The 24,865-nt window shown below is 51.6% G+C and carries 24 protein-coding genes; 13 read left to right on the top strand and 11 right to left on the bottom strand.

What is annotated here, in order from left to right:
• Positions 1-16: 16 nt before the first annotated feature.
• From DT73_RS17570 to DT73_RS17550, 5 genes are all read right to left on the bottom strand, one after another.
• Positions 17-979, bottom strand: coding sequence for an AraC family transcriptional regulator (locus DT73_RS17570; protein ID WP_036112318.1), 963 nt, complete (start codon positions 977-979; stop codon positions 17-19).
• 115 nt (positions 980-1,094) lie between these two features.
• Entirely contained in the window at positions 1,095-2,420 is a 1,326-nt protein-coding gene (locus DT73_RS17565; protein WP_036112316.1) for a glycoside hydrolase family 28 protein, read from the bottom strand.
• On the bottom strand, positions 2,421-3,239 hold the full coding sequence (locus tag DT73_RS17560; protein ID WP_036112312.1) for a carbohydrate ABC transporter permease: 819 nt from the start codon (positions 3,237-3,239) through the stop codon (positions 2,421-2,423).
• Positions 3,236-4,111 carry a carbohydrate ABC transporter permease gene (locus tag DT73_RS17555; protein WP_036112309.1) on the bottom strand — a complete coding sequence of 292 codons (876 nt, stop codon included), beginning with the start codon at positions 4,109-4,111 and terminating at the stop codon, positions 3,236-3,238. Before DT73_RS17555 ends, DT73_RS17560 begins: the two co-directional genes overlap by 4 nt.
• A 25-nt stretch (positions 4,112-4,136) precedes the next feature.
• Positions 4,137-5,468, bottom strand: coding sequence for an extracellular solute-binding protein (locus tag DT73_RS17550; protein ID WP_084172314.1), 1,332 nt, complete (start codon positions 5,466-5,468; stop codon positions 4,137-4,139).
• A 559-nt stretch (positions 5,469-6,027) separates the two neighbouring features.
• Here DT73_RS17550 and DT73_RS17545 point away from each other — a divergent pair.
• Complete coding sequence (locus DT73_RS17545) at positions 6,028-6,633, top strand: GNAT family N-acetyltransferase (protein WP_036112306.1); 606 nt, start codon at positions 6,028-6,030, stop codon at positions 6,631-6,633.
• An 11-nt stretch (positions 6,634-6,644) separates the two neighbouring features.
• Positions 6,645-7,730, top strand: a complete 1,086-nt coding sequence (locus tag DT73_RS17540; RefSeq protein WP_036112303.1) for an ABC transporter ATP-binding protein — start codon at positions 6,645-6,647, stop codon at positions 7,728-7,730.
• Between the two features lie 209 nt (positions 7,731-7,939).
• Here DT73_RS17540 and DT73_RS17530 read toward each other — a convergent pair whose 3' ends face one another.
• On the bottom strand, positions 7,940-9,052 hold the full coding sequence (locus tag DT73_RS17530; protein WP_036112589.1) for an ROK family transcriptional regulator: 1,113 nt from the start codon (positions 9,050-9,052) through the stop codon (positions 7,940-7,942).
• An 80-nt stretch (positions 9,053-9,132) separates the two neighbouring features.
• Positions 9,133-9,999: a BadF/BadG/BcrA/BcrD ATPase family protein gene (locus DT73_RS17525; protein ID WP_036112585.1), complete on the bottom strand. Its 867-nt coding sequence runs from the start codon at positions 9,997-9,999 to the stop codon at positions 9,133-9,135.
• 350 nt (positions 10,000-10,349) lie between these two features.
• On the opposite strand from DT73_RS17525, the gene DT73_RS17520 reads away from it, so the two are divergent.
• Complete coding sequence (locus DT73_RS17520) at positions 10,350-11,501, top strand: Gfo/Idh/MocA family protein (RefSeq protein ID WP_036112299.1); 1,152 nt, start codon at positions 10,350-10,352, stop codon at positions 11,499-11,501.
• A gap of 52 nt (positions 11,502-11,553) precedes the next feature.
• Here the strand turns inward: DT73_RS17520 and DT73_RS17515 are convergent, their stop codons facing one another.
• Complete coding sequence (locus tag DT73_RS17515; RefSeq protein ID WP_051691441.1) at positions 11,554-12,489, bottom strand: LysR family transcriptional regulator; 936 nt, start codon at positions 12,487-12,489, stop codon at positions 11,554-11,556.
• A gap of 197 nt (positions 12,490-12,686) precedes the next feature.
• Between DT73_RS17515 and DT73_RS17510 the strand changes: the two genes are divergently transcribed.
• The 6 genes from DT73_RS17510 to DT73_RS17485 all read left to right on the top strand — a co-directional run bounded on the left by DT73_RS17510 (position 12,687) and on the right by DT73_RS17485 (position 18,255).
• Complete coding sequence (locus DT73_RS17510; protein WP_036112296.1) at positions 12,687-14,171, top strand: UbiD family decarboxylase; 1,485 nt, start codon at positions 12,687-12,689, stop codon at positions 14,169-14,171.
• A 9-nt stretch (positions 14,172-14,180) separates the two neighbouring features.
• The gene (locus DT73_RS17505) at positions 14,181-14,801 is read left to right on the top strand and encodes a UbiX family flavin prenyltransferase (RefSeq protein WP_051691440.1); all 621 of its coding nucleotides are present in this window, start codon (positions 14,181-14,183) and stop codon (positions 14,799-14,801) included.
• Complete coding sequence (locus tag DT73_RS17500) at positions 14,798-15,517, top strand: DUF554 domain-containing protein (RefSeq protein ID WP_036112293.1); 720 nt, start codon at positions 14,798-14,800, stop codon at positions 15,515-15,517. Before DT73_RS17505 ends, DT73_RS17500 begins: the two co-directional genes overlap by 4 nt.
• Before the next feature lie 127 nt (positions 15,518-15,644).
• Positions 15,645-17,159, top strand: a complete 1,515-nt coding sequence (locus tag DT73_RS17495; RefSeq protein WP_036112289.1) for a NosD domain-containing protein — start codon at positions 15,645-15,647, stop codon at positions 17,157-17,159.
• Between the two features lie 358 nt (positions 17,160-17,517).
• On the top strand, positions 17,518-17,865 hold the full coding sequence (locus DT73_RS17490; RefSeq protein ID WP_036112286.1) for a helix-turn-helix domain-containing protein: 348 nt from the start codon (positions 17,518-17,520) through the stop codon (positions 17,863-17,865).
• Positions 17,866-18,000: 135 nt separating this feature from the next.
• Positions 18,001-18,255, top strand: coding sequence for a YdgH/BhsA/McbA-like domain containing protein (locus DT73_RS17485; protein ID WP_036112283.1), 255 nt, complete (start codon positions 18,001-18,003; stop codon positions 18,253-18,255).
• A 315-nt stretch (positions 18,256-18,570) separates the two neighbouring features.
• On the opposite strand, the gene DT73_RS17480 is transcribed toward DT73_RS17485, so the two are convergent.
• The 3 genes from DT73_RS17480 to panE form a co-directional block, all read right to left on the bottom strand.
• Entirely contained in the window at positions 18,571-20,016 is a 1,446-nt protein-coding gene (locus DT73_RS17480; protein ID WP_036112574.1) for a heavy metal sensor histidine kinase, read from the bottom strand.
• An 8-nt stretch (positions 20,017-20,024) separates the two neighbouring features.
• Positions 20,025-20,717: a heavy metal response regulator transcription factor gene (locus tag DT73_RS17475; protein ID WP_036112280.1), complete on the bottom strand. Its 693-nt coding sequence runs from the start codon at positions 20,715-20,717 to the stop codon at positions 20,025-20,027.
• A 111-nt stretch (positions 20,718-20,828) separates the two neighbouring features.
• Positions 20,829-21,746, bottom strand: coding sequence for a 2-dehydropantoate 2-reductase (gene panE / locus DT73_RS17470; protein ID WP_036112277.1), 918 nt, complete (start codon positions 21,744-21,746; stop codon positions 20,829-20,831).
• Between the two features lie 86 nt (positions 21,747-21,832).
• Between panE and DT73_RS26265 the strand changes: the two genes are divergently transcribed.
• The 4 genes from DT73_RS26265 (at position 21,833) to DT73_RS17445 (ending at position 24,862) form a co-directional block, all read left to right on the top strand.
• Complete coding sequence (locus tag DT73_RS26265) at positions 21,833-22,057, top strand: hypothetical protein (protein ID WP_152552544.1); 225 nt, start codon at positions 21,833-21,835, stop codon at positions 22,055-22,057.
• Positions 22,058-22,184: 127 nt separating this feature from the next.
• Positions 22,185-23,453, top strand: a complete 1,269-nt coding sequence (locus DT73_RS17460; RefSeq protein WP_036112271.1) for an MFS transporter — start codon at positions 22,185-22,187, stop codon at positions 23,451-23,453.
• Between the two features lie 693 nt (positions 23,454-24,146).
• Positions 24,147-24,401, top strand: coding sequence for a YdgH/BhsA/McbA-like domain containing protein (locus DT73_RS17450; protein WP_036112266.1), 255 nt, complete (start codon positions 24,147-24,149; stop codon positions 24,399-24,401).
• Positions 24,402-24,517: 116 nt separating this feature from the next.
• Positions 24,518-24,862 carry a helix-turn-helix domain-containing protein gene (locus tag DT73_RS17445; protein WP_036112263.1) on the top strand — a complete coding sequence of 115 codons (345 nt, stop codon included), beginning with the start codon at positions 24,518-24,520 and terminating at the stop codon, positions 24,860-24,862.
• The last annotated feature ends 3 nt before the right edge of the window (positions 24,863-24,865 follow it).

The following is a 24,865-nucleotide window of genomic DNA, read 5'->3' as shown; positions in this document are numbered from 1 at the left end:
ATGCTAAAACCAGGCCTTACTGCACCGGGTGAACATCACTGGGGGCAATACCGTAACGCCGCCGGAAGGCGGTCGCAAAATTGGTGGCATGGGCATAGCCAGCTTTCCAGGCGGCTTCCTGAACACTGTCGCCTTCCAGAAGATAGCGCCGGGCAAGGGCCAGCCGGCAGTCGCGCAGGTAATTAAACACCGAGTCGCCATAAGCCTGGCGGAATTTACTGCGCAGGCTGGCTGTGCTCATGGCGGCTGTGCGCGCCAGGGCCTCCAGCGTATGGGGCTGTTCCGGGGCGGTTTCCAGTATCATACGCACCTGTTCCAGCCGCAGGCGTTCGCCACGCAGGTTTGCGTTGTTGGTGGCACTTTCATGCATTTGCTGGCCCAGTAACTGCAGCAAAGCGCCTTCCAGTGTGAGCTGGCGGGCCAGTGGCGTGGTGGTGCGCAGCAGTGCCTGGCGTAACCCACCCAGAACATAACTGGCTACCGGCCAGGCGGTAGTGAGTGGCCCCAGTTGCTGCCAGGCGGATACATGCGCGGCAACTGCCGGGTGGACGGCAGCGCCTGCCGCTGGCAGTGCCAGTGAAACAGTCACCAGGCGCTCATCGCTTTGGTGGCAGGCACGCAACACTTGCTGTTCACCAAGGTGGGTCGCCAGTGCCATACCCGCCTGGACTCGCCAGGCTTTGCCATTCAGGTTTAGCTGCACGTTCCCTTCAAGCACGACCAAAATATACAACGGTGCACACCCCAGTGACGTGGAGTGCCAGGGTTCAATCACCTGTAAATCAGAGCAAGTGGCAAAAATCCCCGATGGCAGGGTGAGTTCATCCACATAGCCGCGCATTACGGTGCGGGCAGAGTTTACCGCAGGTGTTATGCCAAGACCCGGGAAGTGGTAATCAATACTGTAGCGTGCGCCAAAGTCGAGAAAATGCGCCACGGAGAACAATTGTGGCGGGGGTAGCGGTTGCTGGGTTTTCATGCTCACCTGTCAGTTACTGGCGGCAGGCAATGGCCTGCCGCAGAAGGGAGCAAGTGTATCATTCGTGTTTTAGCTTAGTAAAATAAATGATACTTATTCGCATTTATCTGAAAGGCTATGATTGTATAACCGCCTGCGGGTGCCAGCCAGCGGGAAGCGGGTGAGGCCGTTCAATGGACAGGTTATCCAGCGCCAGGTGCAACACGCCAGTGGCGTAAATTGCCGGCATCCCGCCTGGGTAACGTTCCACACCCCATGGCTCACCGCTTGCCGGGTTAATCAAAAATGCGTTGTCCAGCCCGGTGCCTGTAGGGCGTTCGGGGTTGCAGGGCGGGCGAATATCATAGCTGCCTTGTTGCGGGTCGCCACATGCCACCTGGCAAAGCTGAACCTGGCTGAGCCGTACCCAGGCAATGCCTGCGGGGTGCTCGCTGTGCAGGTTAATGGCCCCCTCAGCAGTACCACTTATCCCATTAAAACTGACCTGGCTGATGGTGCCGGGGGGCACTTTTGGGTCACGCGTGCGGCAGGAGATAAACACCGGGTCTGCGCGCCCCCAGTGGCAGGGGTTAGCATGATGGCAGTTAAACGTGATATCGCTGAACCGCAGGCGGCGCAGTGCTCCACCATCACGGCTGATAATCCCGATGCCACGGTTGCTGTCGTAGATGGTGCACCCGGTCATAACAATATCTTCAATGTCATCAACGGTTTCAGTGCCAATTTTGAATGCACTGCTCGCGGAGCGCAGAGTACAACCGCTAATCGTGACATGTTGGGTGGGGCCAGCCAGTGGGGCCGGTTTACGGGTGGTTTTCAGGCAAATGCCATCGTCGGCGGCACTGAAATGGCTGTCGCTGATATGTACATAGCGGCAACTGTCAATATCCAGCGCATCGGTATTCGCCATGGTCATATCGTTATCAACAACCATCTGGCTGATAAACACCTGTTCACAGGCAACCAGGTGAACAGTCCACATTGGTGCGTTATGCACCCGCACGCTTTGCAGGCGCACATTATTACAGCCTTCGAACACAATAATGCGCGGCCGCTCCTGCGCAGGCATACGGTAGCCCATGGCGTCTTTGGTGGCAGAGAACCAGGCATCGGCATTACCATCAATGCGGCCCTGGCCGGTCAGGCTGATGTTGTGCTGGTTACGGGCGTAGATCAGCGCCCGGTTGGATTGCTCGGCCACACTCAGGGTTTCACCCGCCAGGTAATCTTCATACTGGCTGCTGGCAACCAGTGCCGCACCGGGTTCAAAATGCAGGCAGAAGTTTGAAGGCAGAACCAGTGCGCCGGTTAAATATTGCCCCGGAGGGAGCACCAGTGTTCCGCCGCCAGCGTTGTTTACTTCATCTATGGCCTGCTGAATTATCCCGGTTACCGGGGAACTGGCCGGGTGGCCTTTGGGGAGCGTCAAAGTCCGTTGCATTTATTTCACCGCGCCTTGTGTTACGCCGCTAATGAATTTGCGCTGGAACACCAGAAACACAGCCACTAACGGCAGAATAACAATCATTGCACCTGCCATCAGTACCGGAATGTTAATGGTGTTCTTGTTCTGGAAAAACATCATCCCAATCGGCAGGGTCCGTAAATCTTCCTGATTAACCAAAATGAGCGGAATTAAAAATTCGTTCCAGGTCCAGATAAACAATAGCAGTGCCAACGTAGAAAGGGTGGGCCAAATGGCCGGTACCAGAATTTTCCACAGCAAACGCCAGCGCGGGGTGTTGTCCATTACCGCTGCTTCAATTAACTCTTTCGGGACTTGTTGCAGAGCGGTGGCGACCATCAGTGTGGTGAACGGAATAGACAACGCCACCTGCGGCAGGATCAGCGCAAGATAGGTGTTGGTCAGCCCCATCCAGCGCAGTTCATGGTACAGGGGAATAATAAAAGACTCTGAAGGCAATACCATACCCAGCGCCATCAACAGGGCGAACAGGGTTTTGCCCGGTACCCGCAAAAAAGCAAAGCCAAAGCCCGATAAAATCCCCAGCAGGATGCTGAGTATCACCACCGGGAACACAACCAGCACTGAGTTCATAAAATAGACCCGGAAATGGCCGTCTTCCCAGGCCGACAGGTAATTGGCCAGGCTGAACGTGTGGGGCAGGGCAAATACGCCCTGGAACAGTTCCATTTGGGTTTTAAATGAAGTGAGAAACGCCATTAAAAACGGGGCGATGGTAATTAACGCCAGGCACCACAACAATGCCCGGGAGAGCAGGGGCGTGCGGTTTATCATGATTTTGGCTCCCGTATGGCAAAGTGCAACGCGCCATTAATGGCAAAGACAATAAACAGGCTGACAATGGCGACGGCCGAGGCATAGCCAAAGTGGCGCAGGTCGAACCCCTGCTGGTACATATACATATTGGTGACCAGTGTCGAGGTTCCCGGCCCGCCCTGGGTCATTACATACACCAGGTCAAAGGCTTTCAGGCTGGCGATAACAGTGAGGATCAGCGCTATTTTAATTTCCGGGCGCAACCCCGGCAGCGTAATCCGGCGGAATTTTTGCCAGCGGGACGAACCATCCAGTGCGGCGGCTTCGGTAATCGACGGGTCCATGCGCTGAATACCAGACATAAACAAGATCAGGCAAAAACCGAAAAAGTACCATACGGCGACCATCCCGGTAGCGGGCAGTGCCCAGGTGAAATCACCCAGCCAGGCCAGCGCCAGGTTTGGCAGGCCAATGGCACGCAGAAACTGGTTAATCGGCCCGAAGGCCGGGTTGTACAACCAGCGCCACACCACACCCAGAACGGCCATGGGCATAATGTACGGCAGGAAAAACAGGCAACGCAGCACAGTCAGTTCGCGCGGGCGGCGCAGTTCGCTCAAAAAACTGCACAGTGCCAGCCCAAGGCCCACTGGCAGAACTGTGTAGAACAGCATCAATACCACATTGTTACCTACCGCAGTCCAGAATTCGTGGTCGCGGAAGATCTGCACAAAATTGCCAAGGCCAATAAACAGTGGGCGGGTACTGCCGTCCCATTCGGTGAACGCTATACCCAGTGAAGCCATTAGCGGGAACAGCAGGAAAATGCTGTACACCAACATCGCGGGCAAAAGATACAGTGCATTACGTAAACGTGAACGATTGAGCATGATGCTGTTTCCACACCTCGTGCAGTTAGTGTTTTAAGGAACTCAGGTATTTTTGGTAATCCTTATCTGCATTTTCAGCCAGTTGCTGTGGCGTGATTTTATCGGCCATCAGTAGCTGTACATTCTGGTTGAGGGTGGTGAGCATGGTAGGTGTAGCCCAGTCCAGGTAGTGGCCCAGCGCGTCATTCTGATTCACTGTCACCCACACTTTATAGACATCGCTTAACAACGGGTTGTCTTTGGGTAACGTGGCGGAAGCAGAAGACGACGCGGGCAGGAACCCGGCCTGCAGCCAGTCATTTGCCACTTTGTCGGAAACAATGTAGTTAATATATTTTGCGGCGGCATCCTGCTGGGCTTTGGTTTTCGCGGTGCTGGTAATGGAGAATGGCAGGTCAGTGCCGCCAACCATCAGCGGTTTTTTCACGCCAGGGAATGCAGGCAGTGCAGCAAAATGAATGTCTTTATTGGCTTTAAACTGGCCCATGTACCAGGTGCCGCTGATAAAAAATGCAGACTGGCCATTCTGGAACAGGGTTGCGGCATCATCGTGGCCAATGCCCTGGAAGCCCGGGAAGAAATAACCGTCGTGGTTCCACTTCTGCATTAACTGCGCGGCTTTTTCCAGTTTCGCGTCTTTAAAGCTGCCACCCACATCATAAATCAGGTTATCGAGGGTTTTGCGCTCGCTGCTGTCAATCTGGTCTTCCCATAATGTACTGAGCATTTGCTGCCCGGCGTTACCATCCAGCAACCCCAGCATCAGCCCGGCAGTGCCCTGTTGCTTGAGTTTCGCCAGTGCCTGTTCGAACTCTTCCATGGTTTTCGGCACCGGGATACCGGCTTTATCCAGCAATGCTTTGTTGTAATACAGGCCGACCATTTCACCCAGGCTTGCTACGCCATACAAATGACCACTGCCGAAGTCCTGCTTTTCAGACCAGCGGTTGCGTTTGAGGATGGAATCCGGAAAGCGGGTGGTCCACTGGTATGTGGTGGCGTAACCGTCCATAGGGACCAGTAATTTTTCTTTGACCAGGGCGCCCATATCACCGCCACCCTGGTTGACCTGGGCCACCTGGGGGCCATCGCCAGAAGAGAGTGCCAGCTTGAGTGGAATGCGGGTGTCTTCAAAGGCGTGAATGGATCGGTTGATTTGAATACCCGGGTTGGCGGCGGTGAAATCTTTAATGGCTTTATTAATCACCGCGCTTTGTTCCGGGTAATTATAGATATCCCAGGCACTGATAGTCAGTGTTTGTGCATGTAATGGTGCGGTTAACACGCTACAGGTGAGTGCCGCGAGTAAAGCGATACGTGTCTTGCGGGTAAAACGAACCTGATGTGAATGACGCATGAATCAAACCTCTTCTGGACACCAAACAAGGCCCGCCTCCGTGCATTATTGCTTTTGGCACTTCCCGTGCGCAGCGTGACACGATGCTGTAAATTGCATCATGTACTACACTTACTTTATATAAAAAATAAAGTCAAACGGCATTTTTAACAGGAAAATAACGTTATCCTGGTCACAGAAAAACTAATGCCGGAGCAGGTGGTTAGCATATAAAACTACTGTAATAGAGTAACGCCAGTAATATGGCTGGGTATTTTTTGTATTGAGAGGCGATTCTGTTGTGAAAAATAATATCCTTTGTAGTCAATGAGATAACATAATAATTTCCTATGTGTTATGGCAAATCAAGCCAGAGAAATTAGAGCGTAGAAAATAATGTGAGTAAAATCAATGTCCATTGTCTGGCTGTTGAGTGCTAAATATAAGGGGAAGCTCTTACTGGCAATTCTGGCAATATGTTCTACGGGCTAAAATTACTATGGTGGTAATTATTCTATCTTGAAAAAAAAGTACGATTTAATTACCCTGGCATAATCCGCCAATAACCAGCGAGCGCTTCATGATGCCTGAATCCACCGATGTTATTCGTCCGGCGCGTGCCGAAGACCGCGCAGCGTTAAGCCGTATTTGCCTTGAAACAGCCAATGCCGGGAAAGATGCCACTGATTTGTACAGTGATGGCGATTACCCCGGTTTGCTGTATGTCCTGCCTTATGCGGAATTTGAGCCTGATTTCGCGTTTGTTCTGGAAATGTCTGGTGAAGTGGTGGGGTACGTGGTTGCCACACCCGATACCGCAGCGTTTGAAGCCCGCCTGGCGCAGAGCTGGTGGCCAGTGTTGCAGGAGCGCTATGCACAGCGCACCAGTGAAGCGCCACTGGATATGAAAGTGCTGGGGCAGATCCGGGCTCCGGGTAATGCCAGTGAAGAGCTGACAGGCCGCTGGCCTGCACACCTGCATATTAACCTGCTGCCAGTTGCACAGCAGGGCGGCTGGGGGCGGCGGCTGGTAACCCGGCAACTGGCTGCACTGCGCGATGCGGGCGTGCCCGGCGTGCACCTGGGCGTCAGCCTGCAAAACGAAGGTGTGTGCGCGTTTTATGAAAAAATGGGCTTCCGGCATATTTTCCGCCGCAATGCCATTTATATGGGTCAGGTGTTGTAAGGGGAGCGGAAATGGCCAGTCTGGAACTGAAGAATGTGACAAAACGCTGGGATCAGGTGACTGTTATCCCGGGGCTGGATCTCACCATTAACAGTGGTGAATTTGTGGTGTTTGTTGGCCCGTCGGGGTGCGGAAAGTCCACATTGCTGCGCATGATAGCCGGGCTGGAAGAAATAACGGAAGGGCAACTACTGATTTCTGGTGCAGATATGACGCGCCAGTCAGCCTCTGAGCGGGGCATCGCCATGGTGTTTCAGTCTTATGCGCTCTACCCCAATATGTCGGTGCGGGATAATCTGGCCTACCCACTGGAAATGGCGAAACGGCCGAAAGCGGAGATTAACCGCAAAGTGGACGAGGTGGCGGCAAAACTGCACCTGACAGAATACCTGGGGCGCCTGCCGCGCGCACTGTCTGGCGGCCAGCGCCAGCGTGTGGCCATTGGCCGGGCGATTATTCGCAAGCCATCTATCTTCTTGTTTGATGAGCCGCTTTCCAACCTGGATGCAGAGTTGCGCCTGAAAATGCGCATTGAGATTGCCCGGCTGCATGAAGCACTCGGTAATACCATGATTTATGTAACCCACGACCAACTGGAAGCAATGACCCTGGCAGACCGCATTGTGGTTCTGCGCCAGGGGAAAATTGAACAGACTGGCGCACCGCTGGAGATTTACCACAACCCCGATAACCTGTTTGTCGCCGGGTTTATTGGCTCGCCTAAAATCAATGTGTTGCCTGCCACGGTTACCGCGACAAAACCGGGTGAAGTGCAACTGCGGGTGGCAGATTTGGCGCTGGAGAACCTGGTGTGCCCGGTGGCTGAAGCGGTGGAAGAAGGGGAGACACTGTGGCTGGGCGTGCGTCCGGAACACATCATCTGCAAGGGTGAAGGAACCGCGCAATTCACCGCACCAGTTTCCTGGGTGGAAAAACTGGGGCACACCAATTATGTCTACCTGGATATTGGCCGGGAAGAGATGCTGGTGGTTGAGCTGCGTGACGGGGACAATGTTGAAACGCGCCAGGAGATGAGCCTTGCGTTGTCACAGCCCAGCCTGCTGCTGTTCCGTGAAAACGGGTTACGGTTACGTTAACGTTGGGTGCCCTTGGGCCAGGTCAATAAATATAACCCGCCTTCTGGCGGGTTGAGATTGATGAAAAAGAAGGAAAAAACGTGGTTTTTCCTTCTTTTTAGTTAGCAGCCGAAAATCAATGAATTGATTTTCCTGGTTTTTATTGGGTGACATCCACTCGTTCTGTGCGGATATGAGGTTTGTCATCAGACTCCCCGCCTTCTGGCGGGTTAGTTATCGTTGCGCTCGGCTTCGGCTTCTACAGAAAGCACATCTATCAGCCGGTCAACGGCGAGCCCGGCGGCGCCCAGTGCCCACATCCGGTTGGACTCTGTTAAAAATTGCAACGGGGTGAGCTGTGGGGTGAGTTTCAGCCGGTAAGTGTGGAAACTCTGGGTCACCTGGTCGAGCAAAATTCGCGAGGCCATTTGCGGCTCCATTGCCAGGTAAACCACATCCGGGTCAAATGCCACCGCCAGGTTTGCCAGTGCACTGCCCAGGTGCTCGCCTGCTTCCCGCAATACTTCGAGAGTTTGTGGGGAAGGGCGTTCATCAAGGGCTGCCAGGTGTGTTGCCCCGGTTTCAGCCAGCGCCCGCAGAATCGCTTTTGACGAAGCAGCATCTTCCAGCGTTCGCCCACTGCCATCGGTTAAGAAAGCATTGCCAATTTCCCCGGCTGTACCATGGCGGCCACGGTATAACTGGCGGTCTAGTATGATTCCCGCCCCAATGCCTTTGCCATAAGTGGCGACAATCGCAGTGCGCGACTGGCCTAACTGGCCGAAAACCTGTGCCGCCAGTGCCATGGCGTTAGCGTCGTTTTCAATAAACACTGGCAGGTGAAAGCGGGCCTGCAATTGTTCCACAACCGGTTCATTGTCCCAGTTCAGTACCGTGGAACGCACACAGTAGCCACTTTGTGCATCCACCAGGCCAGAAAGCGCCAGGCCAATGGCGCCAACATGCCTGTCACCCGTGGTTTTGAGAAATTTTGCCAGCGCATCACCTAACTGGCGAGGCGTCAGTTCACCTGATGGCATCTGCTGTTCCCCCACCAGGTTACCGGCGAGGTCTGTCATAACAATCAGGTTGCGCTCAGCATTAAGCTGGATACCAACTACATTGGCGTAATCCGGGTTAAGCCCTAACAAGGTTTTCGGCCGCCCCATGGAAACACGGCGCAGCCCCAGTTCCTGAATAATGCCCCGGTCAAGCAGGCGGTTGGTCGCCTGAGACACGGTGGACATACTCAGCCCACTGCGGACTTTCAGGTCAGACTGGCTGACGGGGGAAAGCTCAACAATCAGCCGTAAAATGCGGGTGGTGATGGAAGGCGCAGTCATCATCATTAAGTTAACCAGAAGTCAGTAAGCAGGACGCCATGTTATTGGCACCTGAATTAACCCGGCCTGAAAATTTTGCTTCAGGCACAAAGGTGGGCAAGGCGTAGTGCACCACTGAGGGCATCGCCCCCTGCGGGAACCAGCATGGCCTGGATACCCTCGCTAAGCCAGGGGTAAATGGGCAGCGCAAGGCCGCCAAGCATGGCTACCGGGTAGCGCCCATTCTGGCTGAGGTTGCTAACCAGCGCACTTACTTCCTGGGCACAGCAAGCCAGCAGGGCGACACCGTGGTTGTCTTGTTCACGGGCTGCCTGGAAAATTTGTGGTGCAAACTGGCCCCATTGTGCTGGTGTTGCCTGCACCGACCAGGCCAGCAAGGTTTCCGGCTCATGGTCAAAATGAGCCATCAATGCCCGGGTCAGTGGGGTGTGCTCCACCAGGTTTTCATGGGCTTTGAGCGCCAGGCGTAATGCCTGTTGCCCCAGCCATGCACCTGAGCCCTGGTCTGAAAGAGACATGCCCCAGCCACCCACACAGCGGAATTGCTGGCCGTCCCAGACCGCGCCCTGGCTCCCGGTTCCGGTTATCAATACGGCACCCGGTTGCCCATTGTGCGCGCCAGGGCAGGCAATTTCGACGTCGGAAAATACTTGCCAGGATGCATAGGCGTGGGGCCAGGTTTGCGCCTGCGCGCGTACACGAGAAATATTGCCTCCGGCGAGGCCCAGAACTACGTGGGTCTGCCCGGCTTCATGGGGGCCAAGCCCTGCGGCGTGAAGGGTTTCATCCAGCAACTGGCAGACTTGCTTCATGGCGCTATCGAACTGGCTCCAGATATTGGCCGGGCCGCCGCTACAGGCTGCCAGAACATCACCATTCTGGTTGGTTAACCGGGTTCGGCACTGTGTGCCACCACCATCGACGCCAATGAAATACGCTGTTTGCAATGCCATTCTCCTGTTGATCAGTGCCGGCTTACCGCCACAACAGACCTGATTCTGAGCGAAAAGATAGGAGAAAAAAACTTAAATCGCAATAACAAATAAATATGTAACATCGATTTTATTTTTTATGTTTAAAAACAATTAGATAAAAAATAACGAAAAATTGATGGTTTTTTGGTTGTTGACTTTAGTTTTTCTGGCGTAATAAGTTGACGGTGTAAAATTAAACAACGGCGCAGCATAACACAGCGCGTCATCCCGTGAGCTGGTTCTGGCTGTTTTAGCTGGCAGAATACCGCCAGATGACCAGATTCTGAGTATCAGACATATTTCTTGAGCAGGCAGGGTTGAACATGAAAGTAGGCATTGTCGGGTTAGGGTTTCGTCTGTCGCATGTGGCAAAAGAGTTTAAGAAAGCCGACCCGGAATTCACCATAACAGGGTATGTCGACCCGGCTCCGGCCGGTTTACCGAACCTGGAAACTTTCGGTATTTCTCCCGGTAAGGCGTTTGCATCGCTGGATGAGATGCTGGCGGCTGGCGGGTTTGATCTGCTGATGGTTGGTTCGCCGAACTTTATGCACCTTGAGCATATTGAAGCCGGGCTGGCCGCGGGTTACACCGTGTTTACCGAAAAACCGGTAGTGACCAGCGAAGCACAGAGTATGGCGCTGGCGAAGCTGATTGCCCGTTATGGTGAAGATAAAGTCATTGTTGGCCTGGTGCTGCGCTACTCACCGCTATACCAGGACCTGGTGGCAGCCAAAGCGGCCGGTGAGTTGGGGGAAATTACCTCCATTGAAGCCACCGAACATATTCCGCCATTCCACGGGGCGTTCTTTATGCGCGACTGGCGGCGCTTTGAGCGCTATGCCGGGCCGTATATTCTTGAAAAGTGTTGCCATGATATCGACCTCTACCAGGGGCTGGTGGGCGAACGCCCGGTGCGGGTTGCCAGCTTCGGCGGACGCAAGTCTTTTACCCCGCAGCATACGCCGACAGGGGAGGTAACAGCGGATTCCGCTGTGTACCACGAAAAACCCAGTGGCTGGTCCAGCACTGAGCATGTGTTCGACAGCGACGCAGACATTGTGGATTACCAGACGGCAATTGTGGAATACGCAGGTGGTGCCACAATGGCGTTTCACGCCAACCTCAATGTGCCGGATGAGTTCCGCCGTTTTTGTGTAATGGGAACGGATGGGCAGGCGGAAGGGGATTTTGTGCGTAACTATTTTCGTGTACATAACGCCCGTACCCGCGCTGCGCTGACGGATAAAACCTACGATGGCAGCGCATACGACGGCCACTACGGTGCCGATGCCTTAATGGCCGAAGAAGTGGTGCGCCACCTGAAACAAGGCACGCCGCTTAAGGTGTCTGTAGTGGATGCTCTGGAAGCCGGGTTAACGGCCATCAAAATTGATGAAGCACGTAAAACCCACAGTGTTGTGGATTTAACCACCTGTTGGGCCGAATTTGACAAGGCCCTGGGCCGGGCCTGACAGCAGTTTGATGTGATGTAGTTTGTAGTGAGCCGTACTGACTCAGGCTCACTTATTCCCCTTGCTGCCCGGCCGGGCAGCCTTTTTCTGCCTGTTTTTCTTTCCGAACCTGCTCACGTGCCGATTGTACAAAATGCTTCAGTGTGTTCTGGCAACGCCGCTTCTGCCAACACAGAGTAAGTGTGGTGGTGGCCTGCGTATCCTCTAGTGGGCAATAGGCTACGTTTGGTGTCATGACAGAGCATTGTGTTTGTGGCACCAACGTTACGCCCATTCCCATTGCCACCAGACCAACGGCGACAGAGACATCGCGGGTGTGCTGAATTTTCTGCGGTGTAAACCCAGCCCGATGGCAGGCGGCAAGAGCAGACCAGCCAAGACCTACACCGGGCGGGTCTTGCTGGATCATGAATGTCTCCTGTTCCAGCGAACGCAGAGATAATGGGCGGTTGATCAGTGCCGGGTGCGTGGAGGGTACAACCGCCACTAATGGCCGTGTGGCGACATCCAGGTAATCAAGTTCTTCACTTTGCGGCACGGGCAACCTCACCAGTGCAATATCCAGCTGGTCGTCCATCAGCAGGCGAATCTGGTCATCTACGTTGTGCTCTTCAATTGCGATTTCAATATGAGGATTATGGTGGCGGTAACGGTTGATTACGGCCATTAACCCGGGTTCCAGGATAGATGAACCAACATAGCCCAGCCTGATCAGGCCGCGAAACCCTTTGCGCAGTGTGACGGCATGTTCCTGAAAACGCTGGTAGTGGCTGACCGCCAGACGCGCCTGTTCCACAAGTTGCCCACCTTCCCAGGTTAACGCGACATTACGGCGGTCACGCTGAAATAAAAGCATTCCCAGGCTATTTTCAAGGCTTTTGATGTACTGGCTGAGTGCCGGTTGGGCAATGTGCAGCACCTGCGCTGCCCGGCCAAAATGAAGCTCTTCAGCCAGCACCACAAAAGCCTGCAGGTGACGATATTCCATAATGCGCTCCGCAAAGAAACTAATAAAAATCCCTTATCAAAATGAGGGGATATGTTATTGGACAATTATCACATAACACTTGAAACTGAAAAGCAAGTCTGGTGCGGATTTATTTAACATATTGAAATAATTGTTATTAATTCCAATAAGCCAGCATTGTCCTGCCAGGTTATGGCAATTGTTATGTGAGGTTTTTTATGTCTGAAACTCAAAGTACTGTAACGGATCTTCGTAGTGCTCTGGCGTTACTTGAGCAGTATGGCGATGAACTTATTGAAACCAATGAGCCCGTTGACCCAATCGCTGAATTATCCGGTGTTTACCGCTATGTTGGTGCCCACGGCACCGTGCAGCGCCCAACCCGTGTTGGCCCGGCCATGATGTTCAATAAAGTGAAAGGCTACGATGACATGCGCGTGGTGATTGGCGTGCTGTCTTCACGTAAACGCGTGGCCCGCTTGTTTGGCACCAGCGAAGAACAACTGGCATTTATGCTCAAAGATGCCGTTGACAAGCCCATTGCGCCAATTGTGGTTCCCCGTGAACAGGCAGCCTGCCAGGAAGTCGTGCATCTCGCGACAGACCCGGGTTTTGATATTCTGAAAATCCTGCCCGCGCCCACCAATACTCCAGAAGACGCCGGCCCGTATTTTACTCTGGGGATGTGCTATGCCGCAGACCCGGAAACCGGTGAACATGATGTCACCATCCACCGCTTATGTGTGCAGAGCAAAGACGAAATTTCCATGTATTTCGTCCCGGGGCGTCACCTGGATACCTTCCGTATGAAAGCAGAAGCGGCCGGTAAAGCGTTGCCGATATCTATCAGCATTGGGGTGGACCCGGCTATTGAAATCGGTGCCTGCTTTGAGCCACCAACAACGCCGCTGGGCTTTGACGAGTTGTCCATTGCCGGTGGCCTGCGTAACAAAGCGGTTGAACTGGTGGACTGCCTCAGCGTCAATGCCCGGGGTATTGCCAATGCAGAAGTGGTGATAGAAGGGGAATTGGTGCCCAATTACCGGGTGCGCGAAGACCAGAACACCGATACTGGCAAAGCTATGCCTGAATTCCCGGGTTATACCGGTGAAGCAAAAGCCGCAGTACCTGTGATAAAAGTGAAAGCAATTACTCACCGCAAACACCCCATTTTGCAAACCTGCATTGGGCCGAGCGATGAGCACACCAATATGGCCGGTATCCCAACTGAAGCCAGTATTTTACAAATGGTTGAGCGTGCACTGCCTGGCTTTGTGCAGAATGTGCATTGCCCGTCTCCGGGTACCGGGAAATATCTTGCTGTGCTGCAAGTGAAAAAACGTACTCCGGCGGATGAAGGCCGCCAGCGCCAGGCTGCTCTACTGGCATTCTCCGCATTCTCCGAACTCAAGCATGTCATCCTGGTAGATGAAGATGTGGAACTGTTCGACATGAATGACGTGATGTGGGCGATGACCACCCGCTATCAGGGCGATATCAGTACGGTATTTATTCCCGGTGTTCGCTGCCATCCTCTGGACCCGTCATCAGACCCGGCATTCAGCCCGTCAATCCGTGACCACGGTATTGCCTGCAAAACGATTTTTGACTGCACGGTGCCCTGGGCACTGAAAGCCAATTTCCAGCGCAGCCAGTTCCTGGAAGTGGACGTGAACCGGTTTATTCCGGGTTTTAACAAATAAGGAGGCACGGTGTCAGGGTTAGTTGAACAGGGCAACCGCCAACCGCGTGTGGTGCTGGGGATCAGCGGCGCATCAGGTTTCCGTTACGGTGTACGGGCGCTGGAGTGCCTGCGCCAGTTAAATATCGAGAGCCACCTGGTGATTTCCCCTGCCGGTCATTTGAACCGGGAGCATGAGACCACCTTAACGGAAGACGATGTTAACTCAATGGCAGATGTTGTCTGGCCCTTTCATGCAGTGGGTGCGGCAATATCCAGTGGGTCTTTCAACACCATGGGTATGCTGGTTGCGCCTTGCTCAATGCATACTCTGGCGGCCATTGCCAACGGGATAACAGACAACCTGTTAACCCGTGCGGCAGATGTTGTGCTGAAAGAGCGCCGTCGCCTGGTTTTAATGGTGCGGGAAACACCACTGCACGCTGGTCACCTGCGCAATATGCAACAGGTGACGGAAATGGGTGGCATTGTTTTCCCGCCGGTGCCGGCGCTATACGCTCGTCCTGCTTCAGTGGATGAGATTATCGCCCACAGTGTTGGGCGGGCTTTAGGGTTACTGGGCCTTGACTGTGCCGATTTACCTCGATGGGGTGAAACAGTTGAGGCAATTAACAGGAGTAAAACATCGTGATGATTGGACCATTAATCAATGGATCCGCTGTATTTATTGGTGGCGTGATCGGAGCGCTGTTGGGCACCCGGCTTCCGGAGCGGCTGCGCCTTTCTATGCCACTTATCTTTGGGGCTGCCTCCATGTGTATGGGGGTGATTCTGGTATTGAAAGTCTCACATATGCCGGTGATGGTATTGTCAGTGCTGGTGGGTGCCATAATCGGAGAATTGATTTATCTGGAAAAGGGCATTGGCTGGCTGGGTGGTAAAGCGCGTGGCGTGGCATCACTGATTGCACGTAGTGAACGAGGAAGCGCCGATTCTCAGGCGGCATTTTTGCAAAGTTACGTAGCAATTATTGTGCTGTTTTGTGCCAGTGGTACAGGTATTTTCGGCTCGATGCACGAAGGGATGACAGGGGACGCCAGCGTTTTAATTGCCAAGTCGTTCCTGGACTTTTTCACTGCGGCTATCTTTGCCACCACACTGGGATTTGCCGTTGCAATTGTTGCTGTACCTCAACTAATTATTCAGTTACTGCTGGCATATGGTGCAATTTTTATTTTGCCCATGACTACTCCGGCGATGCAGGCAGATTTCTCTGCTGTAGGTGGGGTGCTTATGTTTGTCACTGGTTTTCGGATCTGTGGGATTAAGGTATTTCCGGTAGCCAATATGTTACCTGCATTAATTATAGCAATGCCAATTTCATCATTATGGGTTCACTTCTTCTGAAGTGATATAGAGCAGGAATTGTTTTCTGCTGTATAAAGTGAGCAATATGGATTCACTCTGCAAATAAAACTACCTTCATGGTATCTGTAAAAATATCGCATTTTTGTCTCACTGAAAGGTCAGTAAAATGATTAAACGTATTTATATGGCTATGTTGCTTATGCCTGCAGTGGCTAGTGCTGCAGGCAATAAAGATAATGGGCAGGAAATTTTAAATGTAGTGTCTTCGGCAGATAATAGCCTGCCCGGAACACTGCGTTGGGCACTGGAAAAAAACAATCAAAACCCAGGGCACTATCGCATTGAGTTGCATACACAGAATAAGCAACCATTAGTTATTCGCCTGGCAAAACCGTTGCCAGAAATAAAAGGTCCGGTTGCGATTGTTGGTACAGACTGGCGTGTTAATGGGCAGTACGCCGTTATCGACGGTGCCGGTTATATCGGCCCCAAACCTGAAGACTGCCCGGGAGCAGTAAAAGGCCAGTTTGGCGCGAATGTACGTACGACGTCCTTACCTGGGCTGGTGCTACGTGATACACAGGGTGTGCAACTTGAAGGTATTGAAGTGCGCAATTTTTGTATTGGTGTATTAATTAACCGCGCCAGTGATAACGTTATTGAAAATGACCGAATCGTTGCTAACCACGGCGGTGCTGGTGTAATGCTTACCGGGGATGACGGAAAAGGAAATTCCACCTCAACTACTACGCGTAATAATAAAATTATACGTAACCAGTTTATTAATAATGGCGATGCTATGGAAGCAACTCGCGGGGCTGCATTTAACCTGATTGCTGATAACTTTATTACTACCGATAATCACAATCCTGAGCCATCCCAGGGACTGGAAATGTTATGGGGGAATGATAATGAAGTCGTCCATAATCATTTTGAAAATTACTCAGATGGTGTGCAAATTAACTGGGGTAACCGTAATTACATTGCCGGAAATACTTTTACCGGGTTGTCATCCGCGGTGACATTAAGTGGAACCGGGAATGTGGTGTCAGGCAATATTATGCGTGGCAACCGTGTGGCGGTTTCAGTGCGCCCGCAGGCGGCACCAGGCGCCGGGCTGAACCGTATTACTCGCCCGGCAGTGAATCTGATTACCGAAAACAGCATGGTGGATAATGGCAAGGATATCAAACGATGCTTTGCTGGTGGCAGTTGTCTGCCAGAGTATGCTGGCGCAATAGTCTTCAATGTCCCCGGGCTTGAACATGCGGCGTTTATTGGCAATCGTGGTGGTGGCATCAGCAATAGCAGCAATGGTGAAAAAATCTGTGCTATTGATGGTAATGTTCCTGGCTGTGAAGCAACGCCAAATTATGGTCAGCCAGCACCGGTGTTAGTTCAGGCAAGGTTGAAAAACGGCGAGCTGGTAGTTGATGGTTCTTTGAAAGGGCAGGCCAGCGCCCGCTACCGTGTTGAGTTTTTTGCTAACCAACAGCCCGGTGCGAGTGAAGCAGAAACCTTTATTGGAGCCCAAACAGTCGTGACTGGCATTTCAGGTAAAGGGCTGGTGCACTGGCAAACCACGCAATCTCTGCCCTGGCATATTGCCACGGTTACTGCTACTGCCACGACCTGGGATGGCGCAACCTCAGAACTGAGCGCACCACAGGCAGTTCACTAATAAACGTTATACCAACCCGGTCCACAATTTGAATAGCAGTGCCCATTCCCGCCATTAATGTGGCGTGGACAGGCACTGTGTGGCCCGGGCGAGAGAACTTGTTCCTGATGTCCTGCCTTTCGCTTTTTTTCACCGGGCAATTCCGTATCTGGTTACCAGAGATTGCTCGGTATTTCCTGTGTAAAGAACTGTTTCCTGACAAAAATGTTATTTTGGCGTCATGTTGAGGTCAGCGAGTACCTCTTATAGTGAACCCTGTCGATTTTATTGATCCGCGGGCGTGCGGCTTTCAGAGCGGCACCAGACCAAAAGAAAGGATACGGAGGCGCAGCCTTCGGACAAGACGGGGTCATTCACTATGCAAAAAATTGTGGAAAAACATGTTGCCCTTGTAGAGGCACTGAAAGAGTGGATTGAAGCACATGTCCACGAACCGATTAAGATTGAAGATGTTGCCCATAAAGCCGGGTATTCCAAATGGCATCTGCAGCGGGTTTTCCAGGATGTCACGACCGAAACATTAGGCAGCTATATCCGTAACCGTAAGCTGGCGCTGGCAGCAGAAGAATTAAAGAATACCCGTTATTCAGTATGCTTTATTTCAGACCGCTATGGGTTCGATTCCCAGCAAACATTTACTCGCGTGTTCTCGCGTGTGTTTAATCAGTCGCCTAGGGCATTTCGTAAATCTAATGCAAGAATGTAAAACATTGTAGCTGACAGGATTGTTATTTTCCTGTCACTCAATAGTCAGCAACTCCCCCGTAAAATAAGCTTATCGAAAGGCGTTAATTCTTTTCGTTAAGCTTATTTTTTATCTTTCAGTTAAAAAGGTGGAACAATGAAAAAGCATATTCTGGTACCCGGTATTTTGGCACTGGCTGCTGTCAGTTTTAGTTCAATTGCCGCTCAGGAAGTGGCCTCTGGGCAGGGGCGCACGGCTGATGGCGTAGTCAGCACCAGCGGCCAGCAGACACTGGCGGATGTTACCCAAACGCTGCAGGAAAAGGCGCAGGCAGCAGGTGCGTCCAGCTTTAAAATTATCTCCGCAGGTGGCGATAACCAGTATTTCGGCGTGGCTGAGTTATATAAATAAGACTTTTCTTGTGTTGCTTTAATGCCCGCTCTGAGATTCTGTAGCTAATACCCCTTATTGGTGATTGTGTTGTGTTGTTATTTGGCCGGCCAGAGTAAGTCATTACTGGCCGGTTTTTTATTGCCTGATTTTTATTTGCCAGGCGTTTGTTGCTGATATCAGGATTGGCAGAGACAGTACTGGCAGGAAAATATTGGCAGGCAAATCTGAACCAGCCTCAATGATCACGGCCGGGTTAATGTGCATATGGTTATTCACATTAACCCGGTTTTTTATTTTGTTTACCCGGAAATAGTACGACGTTATTAAGCGTGCTCAGGTGGTGGCGGTATCAGTGCCCAATGGGGCAACAGTGGTTTGCACCAGACCTTCCTTAGGCTGGGGGCGTGGGTTATTCAGGCGCAAGGTAAACCCAAAGGTGTTCACGCCCTGGTAGCTGTAGGCAAACGTTTTGCCTTCATGCATCAGTGCAACGGCTTTGACAATCGCCAGACCCAGCCCGTGGTGCATATTACTGCCGTTACGCGCAGCATCCACCCGGTAGAACCGTTCAAACAGCCGCGATAAATGCTGTGGCGCAATGGGGTCTCCCTGGTTGGACACGGCAATTTTGGCGAAGTCACCTTCCCGGGACAGGCTGACACCAATAGCGCTGCCGGTGCTGGCGTGGCGCGCACCATTTTCCAGTAAATTAGCCAGCGCACGGTGGAACAGGCGGCGGTCCACGCAGGCGCGCACATCGCCACCAATAGTGACCACCAGTTCATGTTCCAGCAGTGAAGGCTCTACATATTCTGCTGTTTTGACCGCTTCTTCCTGCAGGGAGATATCCGTTAGCTCAATCGCCCGTTGCCCGGCTTCCGCATGGGAAAGGAACAGCATGTCATTAATAATGGATGTCATGCGCGCCAGCTCTTCCAGGTTGGATTCCAGCAAATCTTCCAGTTCATGGATATCGCGCTGGCGCGACAGCCCCAGTTGTGTCTGGCCGATTAAATTAGTCAGGGGAGTGCGTAACTCATGAGCAACATCGGCATTAAAGCTGTCCAGTTGTTGCCAGGCTTTTTCCTGGCGTTCCAGCACCCCATTAAAAGCCTGAGCCAGTGTGCGCAACTCATCAGGCAGGCTGGCAGTATTCAGCCGTTGCCCGACATTCCCCGGGGCAAGCTGGTTTGCCTGATCACTCATTTGCCGTGCTGGTTTCAGCCCGTAACGAGAAACTGCGTAACTCAGGCCAGCGACCAGGATTAGCCCGGCCAGGGAAATAAAAATAAGGGCTTCAGTAAATTCGGTATAAGTCTTGTAATAGGCCGTTGAATCTATTGAAACGACGAATTTCAGGGGCGGGCGCCCGTTGTTTGCAGGAATGTTTTTGACTAACAGGTAATACGGGCAGCTCTTTTCATGCAGGTAGATACTTGAATAGCCCTCTGGTGGGTTGTGCGCGGCAACAGTTTTTTCCATTTCACCGCCAAATGCATACTGCGGATCGTCGCTCAGCACCAGATATTGTACTTTACCCCCTTCGTTTTCTGTCAGGGTGGTAAGTTTGTGTACAATGCGGTCCCACAACTGTTCTGTACCTTCGTGTTCGAGAAACGGCACTACCAGTGAATTGCGAAACGCCAGCTCATTATGCATCTGGTTTTTAAGCGAAGAGAACAGCGTGGTGCGCAAAAACAAGGCGATGGCGAGCAGAATTGCCACCATCAGTACCACAAATAACAGAGTCAGCCGCCCGGAAATAGAGCTTTGTTTCAGGTTCAGTGTCATGATGCGTTTGCCGCAGTTCGGTTTTCCAGTACATAACCCATACCACGTACTGTGTGCAGCAGTTTCACGGCGTATGGGGTATCAATTTTATTACGCAGGCGCTTAATCGCGACTTCCACTACATTGGCATCGCTGTCGAAATTCATATCCCATACCTGTTCTGCAATCATCAGTTTGGACAGGATCTCGCCCTGATGGCGTGCCAGCAGGCTTAACAGAGCAAATTCTTTTGCCGTCAGGTCAATACGTTCATTACTGCGGGACACTTTACGTGAGATAAGATCGATATGCAGATCGTCAATGCTGATATGGGTAGGATCGTTGCTGTCACTGCCACGGCGGCGGATTAACGCCTGTATTCTGGCGACCAGTTCAATCAGAGAAAAGGGTTTTGGCAGGTAATCGTCAGCGCCGCAACGCAGGCCGCGCACCCGCTCGTCCACGGAACTGCGGGCAGACAGCATCAATACGGGCGTTTGCTTGCTGGCACGCAACCCTTCCAGCACGGAGTAACCGTCCTGGCCTGGCAGCATGACATCAAGCACAATGACGTCGTAGTCGTACTGCAATGCCAGGTACAGCCCTTCAACGCCGTCATGTGCGACATCAACAGAAAAACTCAGCTCACTCAGAGCCCGGCTTATATATGACGAGGTTTTTTCCTCATCTTCAACAAGAAGCAGACGCATGCCATTCACCTGGGGAATAAAAACAGGTTATTGTAACCTGGTTTTACCGTCACCTCGCTGACATTAACCTGACAATTTTGTCAGGAGGAGACGGTGCTACCTTGTGGTGTGTCAGGCGCGGTTTTGCAGGTAAACATTCAGGTTTACATTCACGGCATTAAGCAACGGTGTTACCACACCATGCTGTGCTGCACGGCGCACCAGGTCGCCAATAATTTGCTCGGCTTCAATAGTGAAGCCGTGGGTTAAATCACGGTACATTGAGGATGTCAGCGGGTTATCCGGGTTAGTGAGAAACTCCCGTGTTGAGTTAATGACTTTTTCACGGTGCTGGTAACCACAGGCATCAATCACAGACAACACTTCGGCAAATACCGACTCAATAAATTCGCGCCCTCCGGGTGCATGTACAATTTGTTGTGTGTTGCCACGGGCAAGGCAGGTGACGGAACCCAGGGTGCTGAGCAACAGCCATTTTTCCCATAAATCGCTCTGAATGGCTTCAGAAAAAACAGTATCAAACCCGCAGTCACGCAGTTGGGCATCCAGCTGCTGCAGGCGTTCACTGTTATCGCCCTGCAGGTCACCATAAAACAGGGTATGCAGGCGCGACAACTGGATAATCTCCCCCTGTTCGCCCAGCGTGGCATGGATTTTACACAAGCCGCCAATGACTGCGTGTTTGCCAAAGCGCTCCTGCAGGGTCTCAATATGCCGCATGCCATTAAGAATGGGGATAATCAGCGTGTCTTTACCCACTGCTGGCGCGATATCTGCCATTGCCTGCTCAAGGCCGAAGCTTTTGACTGTAAGCAGAATCACATCCCAGGTACCGCTCAGTTGTTGCGCGGTGACCAGTTTCGGCTCCAGCGTGACATCGCCATACGGGCTTTTCAGCATCAGGCCTGTTTTCTGTAATTGCGCACAGCGTTTTTCACGCACTAAAAAGGTGACATCCCGGCCTGCCAGCGCCATACGTGCGCCAAAATACCCGCCAGTAGCCCCTGCTCCTACCACAAGAATTCGCATCGTTTTACCTGTTTTATTGGTTGTCAGACCATTCTTACCATAAAGCGAGCTCTGGCCGGGCGCTATACCAAAACGGGCTTTTTTTCATGTTTATTCCTGATGAAGCTGGTCGCTTGCATGTGATTCAGTCTGTTTGCTGGCTGAAACAATTTTTCACTGAATCTGGCTTTATTTGTGATGGTGATCACATTAAAGAATTTGCCATACAGCGATACAGAACCGCTGTTGATATAAATCAAAAACAACGTTTCATGTTGTCGCATTATTACATTCAATTTGTGAGACAAATCTCACTTTATAATTACAGATAACCATAAAACAGCCTCTCTTAACTCCCTTTTGTTTGGTTGTGTTTTCTTTTTCCTCTGGCGTTATCAGTCTGTCTGGCGCTGCTTTACCCACAGGCAGGTTTTATTCTTTTAATCCAGGGGATTTCTTATGCGCAATCCAGGCCGTATGCGCTGGTTCATGGTGGGGTTAGTGACTTTAGGCACTATCCTTTGTTATCTCACCCGCAACACGATTGCCTCTGCAGCACCGACGTTGCAAAGTCAGTTGCATATCACAACCCAGCAGTATTCCTATATTGTTGCTTTCTTTTCCGCTTGTTACACCATTGCACAACCGATATCCGGGTTTGTGCTGGACACCCTTGGCACCAAAGCGGGCTATGCAGTATTTGGCCTGCTATGGGGCATTTTTTGCATTGGCGCTTCCTTTGCCGGAGGCTGGAAAGGTCTGGCATTTGCCCGTGGGATGGGGGGCTTTGCTGAAAGCGCCATGATCCCGGCAGGGCTGAAAGCGGTGACAGAATGGTTCCCGGAAAAAGAACGCTCTGTGGCTGTGGGGTACTTTAACGTCGGCTCGTCTATGGGGGCATTAATTGCGCCCCCACTGGTCGCCTGGGCTATTTTTATTCATAGCTGGCGTCTGGCTTTTATTCTGGTGGGCTGCATGAGCGTGGTGTGGGCGATTGGCTGGTTTTTTGTCTACAACCGCCCGGGGAAAACGAAACGGCTGAGCAAAACGGAACTGGACTATATTACTGCCGGCCAGCCAGCTCCACGCCCAAAACATAAAGTGCGTGTAGGTACCTTGCTGCGCCAGCGTAAATTCTGGGCGATTGCCTTGCCCCGCTTTTTGGCTGAGCCAGCATGGGGGACATTCAATGCGTGGATCCCATTGTTCATGGTGCGCAATTATGGGTTCGATTTAAAAGACATCGCAATGTTTGCCTGGATCCCGATGCTGTTTGCCGACATGGGCTGTATTCTCGGTGGCTATATGCCAGGTATGTTCCAGCGGGTGTTCGGTGTTAACCTGATTGTGTCTCGCAAGCTGGTGGTTACGCTCGGTGCTGTTTTGATGATTCTGCCGGGTATGGTGGGGTTGTTTGGCAACCCGATGGTGGCCATTGGGTTACTGTGTGTTGGGGGTTTTGCTCACCAGTCTTTATCTGGTGCGTTGATAACTCTGTCATCAGATATGTTTGACCCTAACGAAGTCGCGACAGCTAACGGTTTTACCGGCATGGCGGCATGGACTGCCAGTACCTTATTTGCCCTGGTGGTTGGCGCGCTGGCCGATACGCTCGGTTTCAGCCCGCTGTTTGCTGTGTTGTCGGTGTTTGACGTGATTGGGGCTGTGATCCTCTGGTCTTTGTTACGTGAAAATAAAACGGCGATGGAAGCCAGTGAGGCATTCTGACGCGTAGTAGTCTTACGTAGCGTTCTTACGTAGCATTGTGAAACCGTAACAGGCAGGGGGTTACCTCTGCCTGGCAACCAGTTTCATTGCCTCTCACCCGTAAATACCCGCAAAAGCTATTCATCGCTCTTACGCTGGCCTTATTTCACAGCATCCTTATTTACCATAAGGGTATTGGCAGTTTTGCAGAATCAGGCAAGGTTTTCGCAGAATTGGATGTTGTTCAGCTACAGGCAGCCTGTTTATACTTTTCTTACTTAAATTACAGCTGCGTTGTTGCCAGTAATTCGAATTAATTCGAGTAACGCTGATACGCGCCACTTTTTGTCAATTACATTCCATCCACAGCTTGTTTAATATATATCTGTTTTCTGATTCTCCACAATAAAGCATTAAATGATAAAATTTGCTGGTAATTAATGTTTAATCGCACTGATTGCCAACCTGTATTTTCATATTGTGGTAGATAAGAATATTCCACACTCAATCTGCAGTTGTGCACAGATTTATGTCACGGGAAAGCAACTTCCGTGGCATGTGAGGTGGGTGATAAATAAACGTATTGATGAGTTTTATGCATAACATTATTGCGTCACCAGAGGGTAATCCACTTTTATTGTTATGCTAAGATATTTCAACTGGTACTTCTTTTTACTTTTTGTGCTTTATAGTTTTTTTATTAGGGAGTGAATAATGAAATCCATCAAATTATTACTGGCAGCAATGCTGGTATTCACCAGTATTGGTCAGGCATTCGCCATTGAAGAAGTTCAGTCAAGTGAAGGGCGGGTTGCCATAGGCAGTGTCAGTGCTTCAGGTGCATTAACGCTGGATGACTTAACAGCAGAGTTAGGCCATAAAGCGCAGGCGGCGGGAGCCTCATCATTTCGCGTTGTTTCTGCTGGTGGCAGAAATACCTTGAATGGTGTTGCTGAACTCTACAAATAATCTTATCTGACTGTAAAACTGGCGCAGGCCAGAAGGGTACATTTTGCTGTTAATCAGGCGAAAGGACTCAGGCTGCGCGCTTCATTTTAACTTCCTGAATAATGAAGGTGGATATGATGGCGCTACAACATGATGTTATTCATCTGATTATGTCGTGGATTGATGAGAATATAGACAAACCGCTGAAGATTGACGATGTAGCCCGGCGAGCAGGTTATTCCCGCTGGCATTTACAGCGCCTGTTTCACCAGGAAACACGCCAGACACTTGCCAGTTATATCCGCGACAGAAAACTTGAATATGCGGCGAATGACTTAAAAGACCCTGAGCAATCGATCCTGGAGATTTCATTCCGCTATGGTTTTGATTCCCAGCAGTCTTTTACCCGCACATTTTCCCGGAAATACCATATGCCGCCGGGTTCATGGCGGAAGAAATATCAGTATCACTCACAAGAATAATTA

The sequence above is a fragment of the Mangrovibacter sp. MFB070 genome, assembly GCF_000705335.1.
In the GTDB taxonomy this organism is placed as follows: Bacteria; Pseudomonadota; Gammaproteobacteria; order Enterobacterales; family Enterobacteriaceae; genus Mangrovibacter; species Mangrovibacter plantisponsor.
Note: the sequence above shows the minus strand (reverse complement) of the source record. Positions and strands in the feature narration are given on the sequence as shown.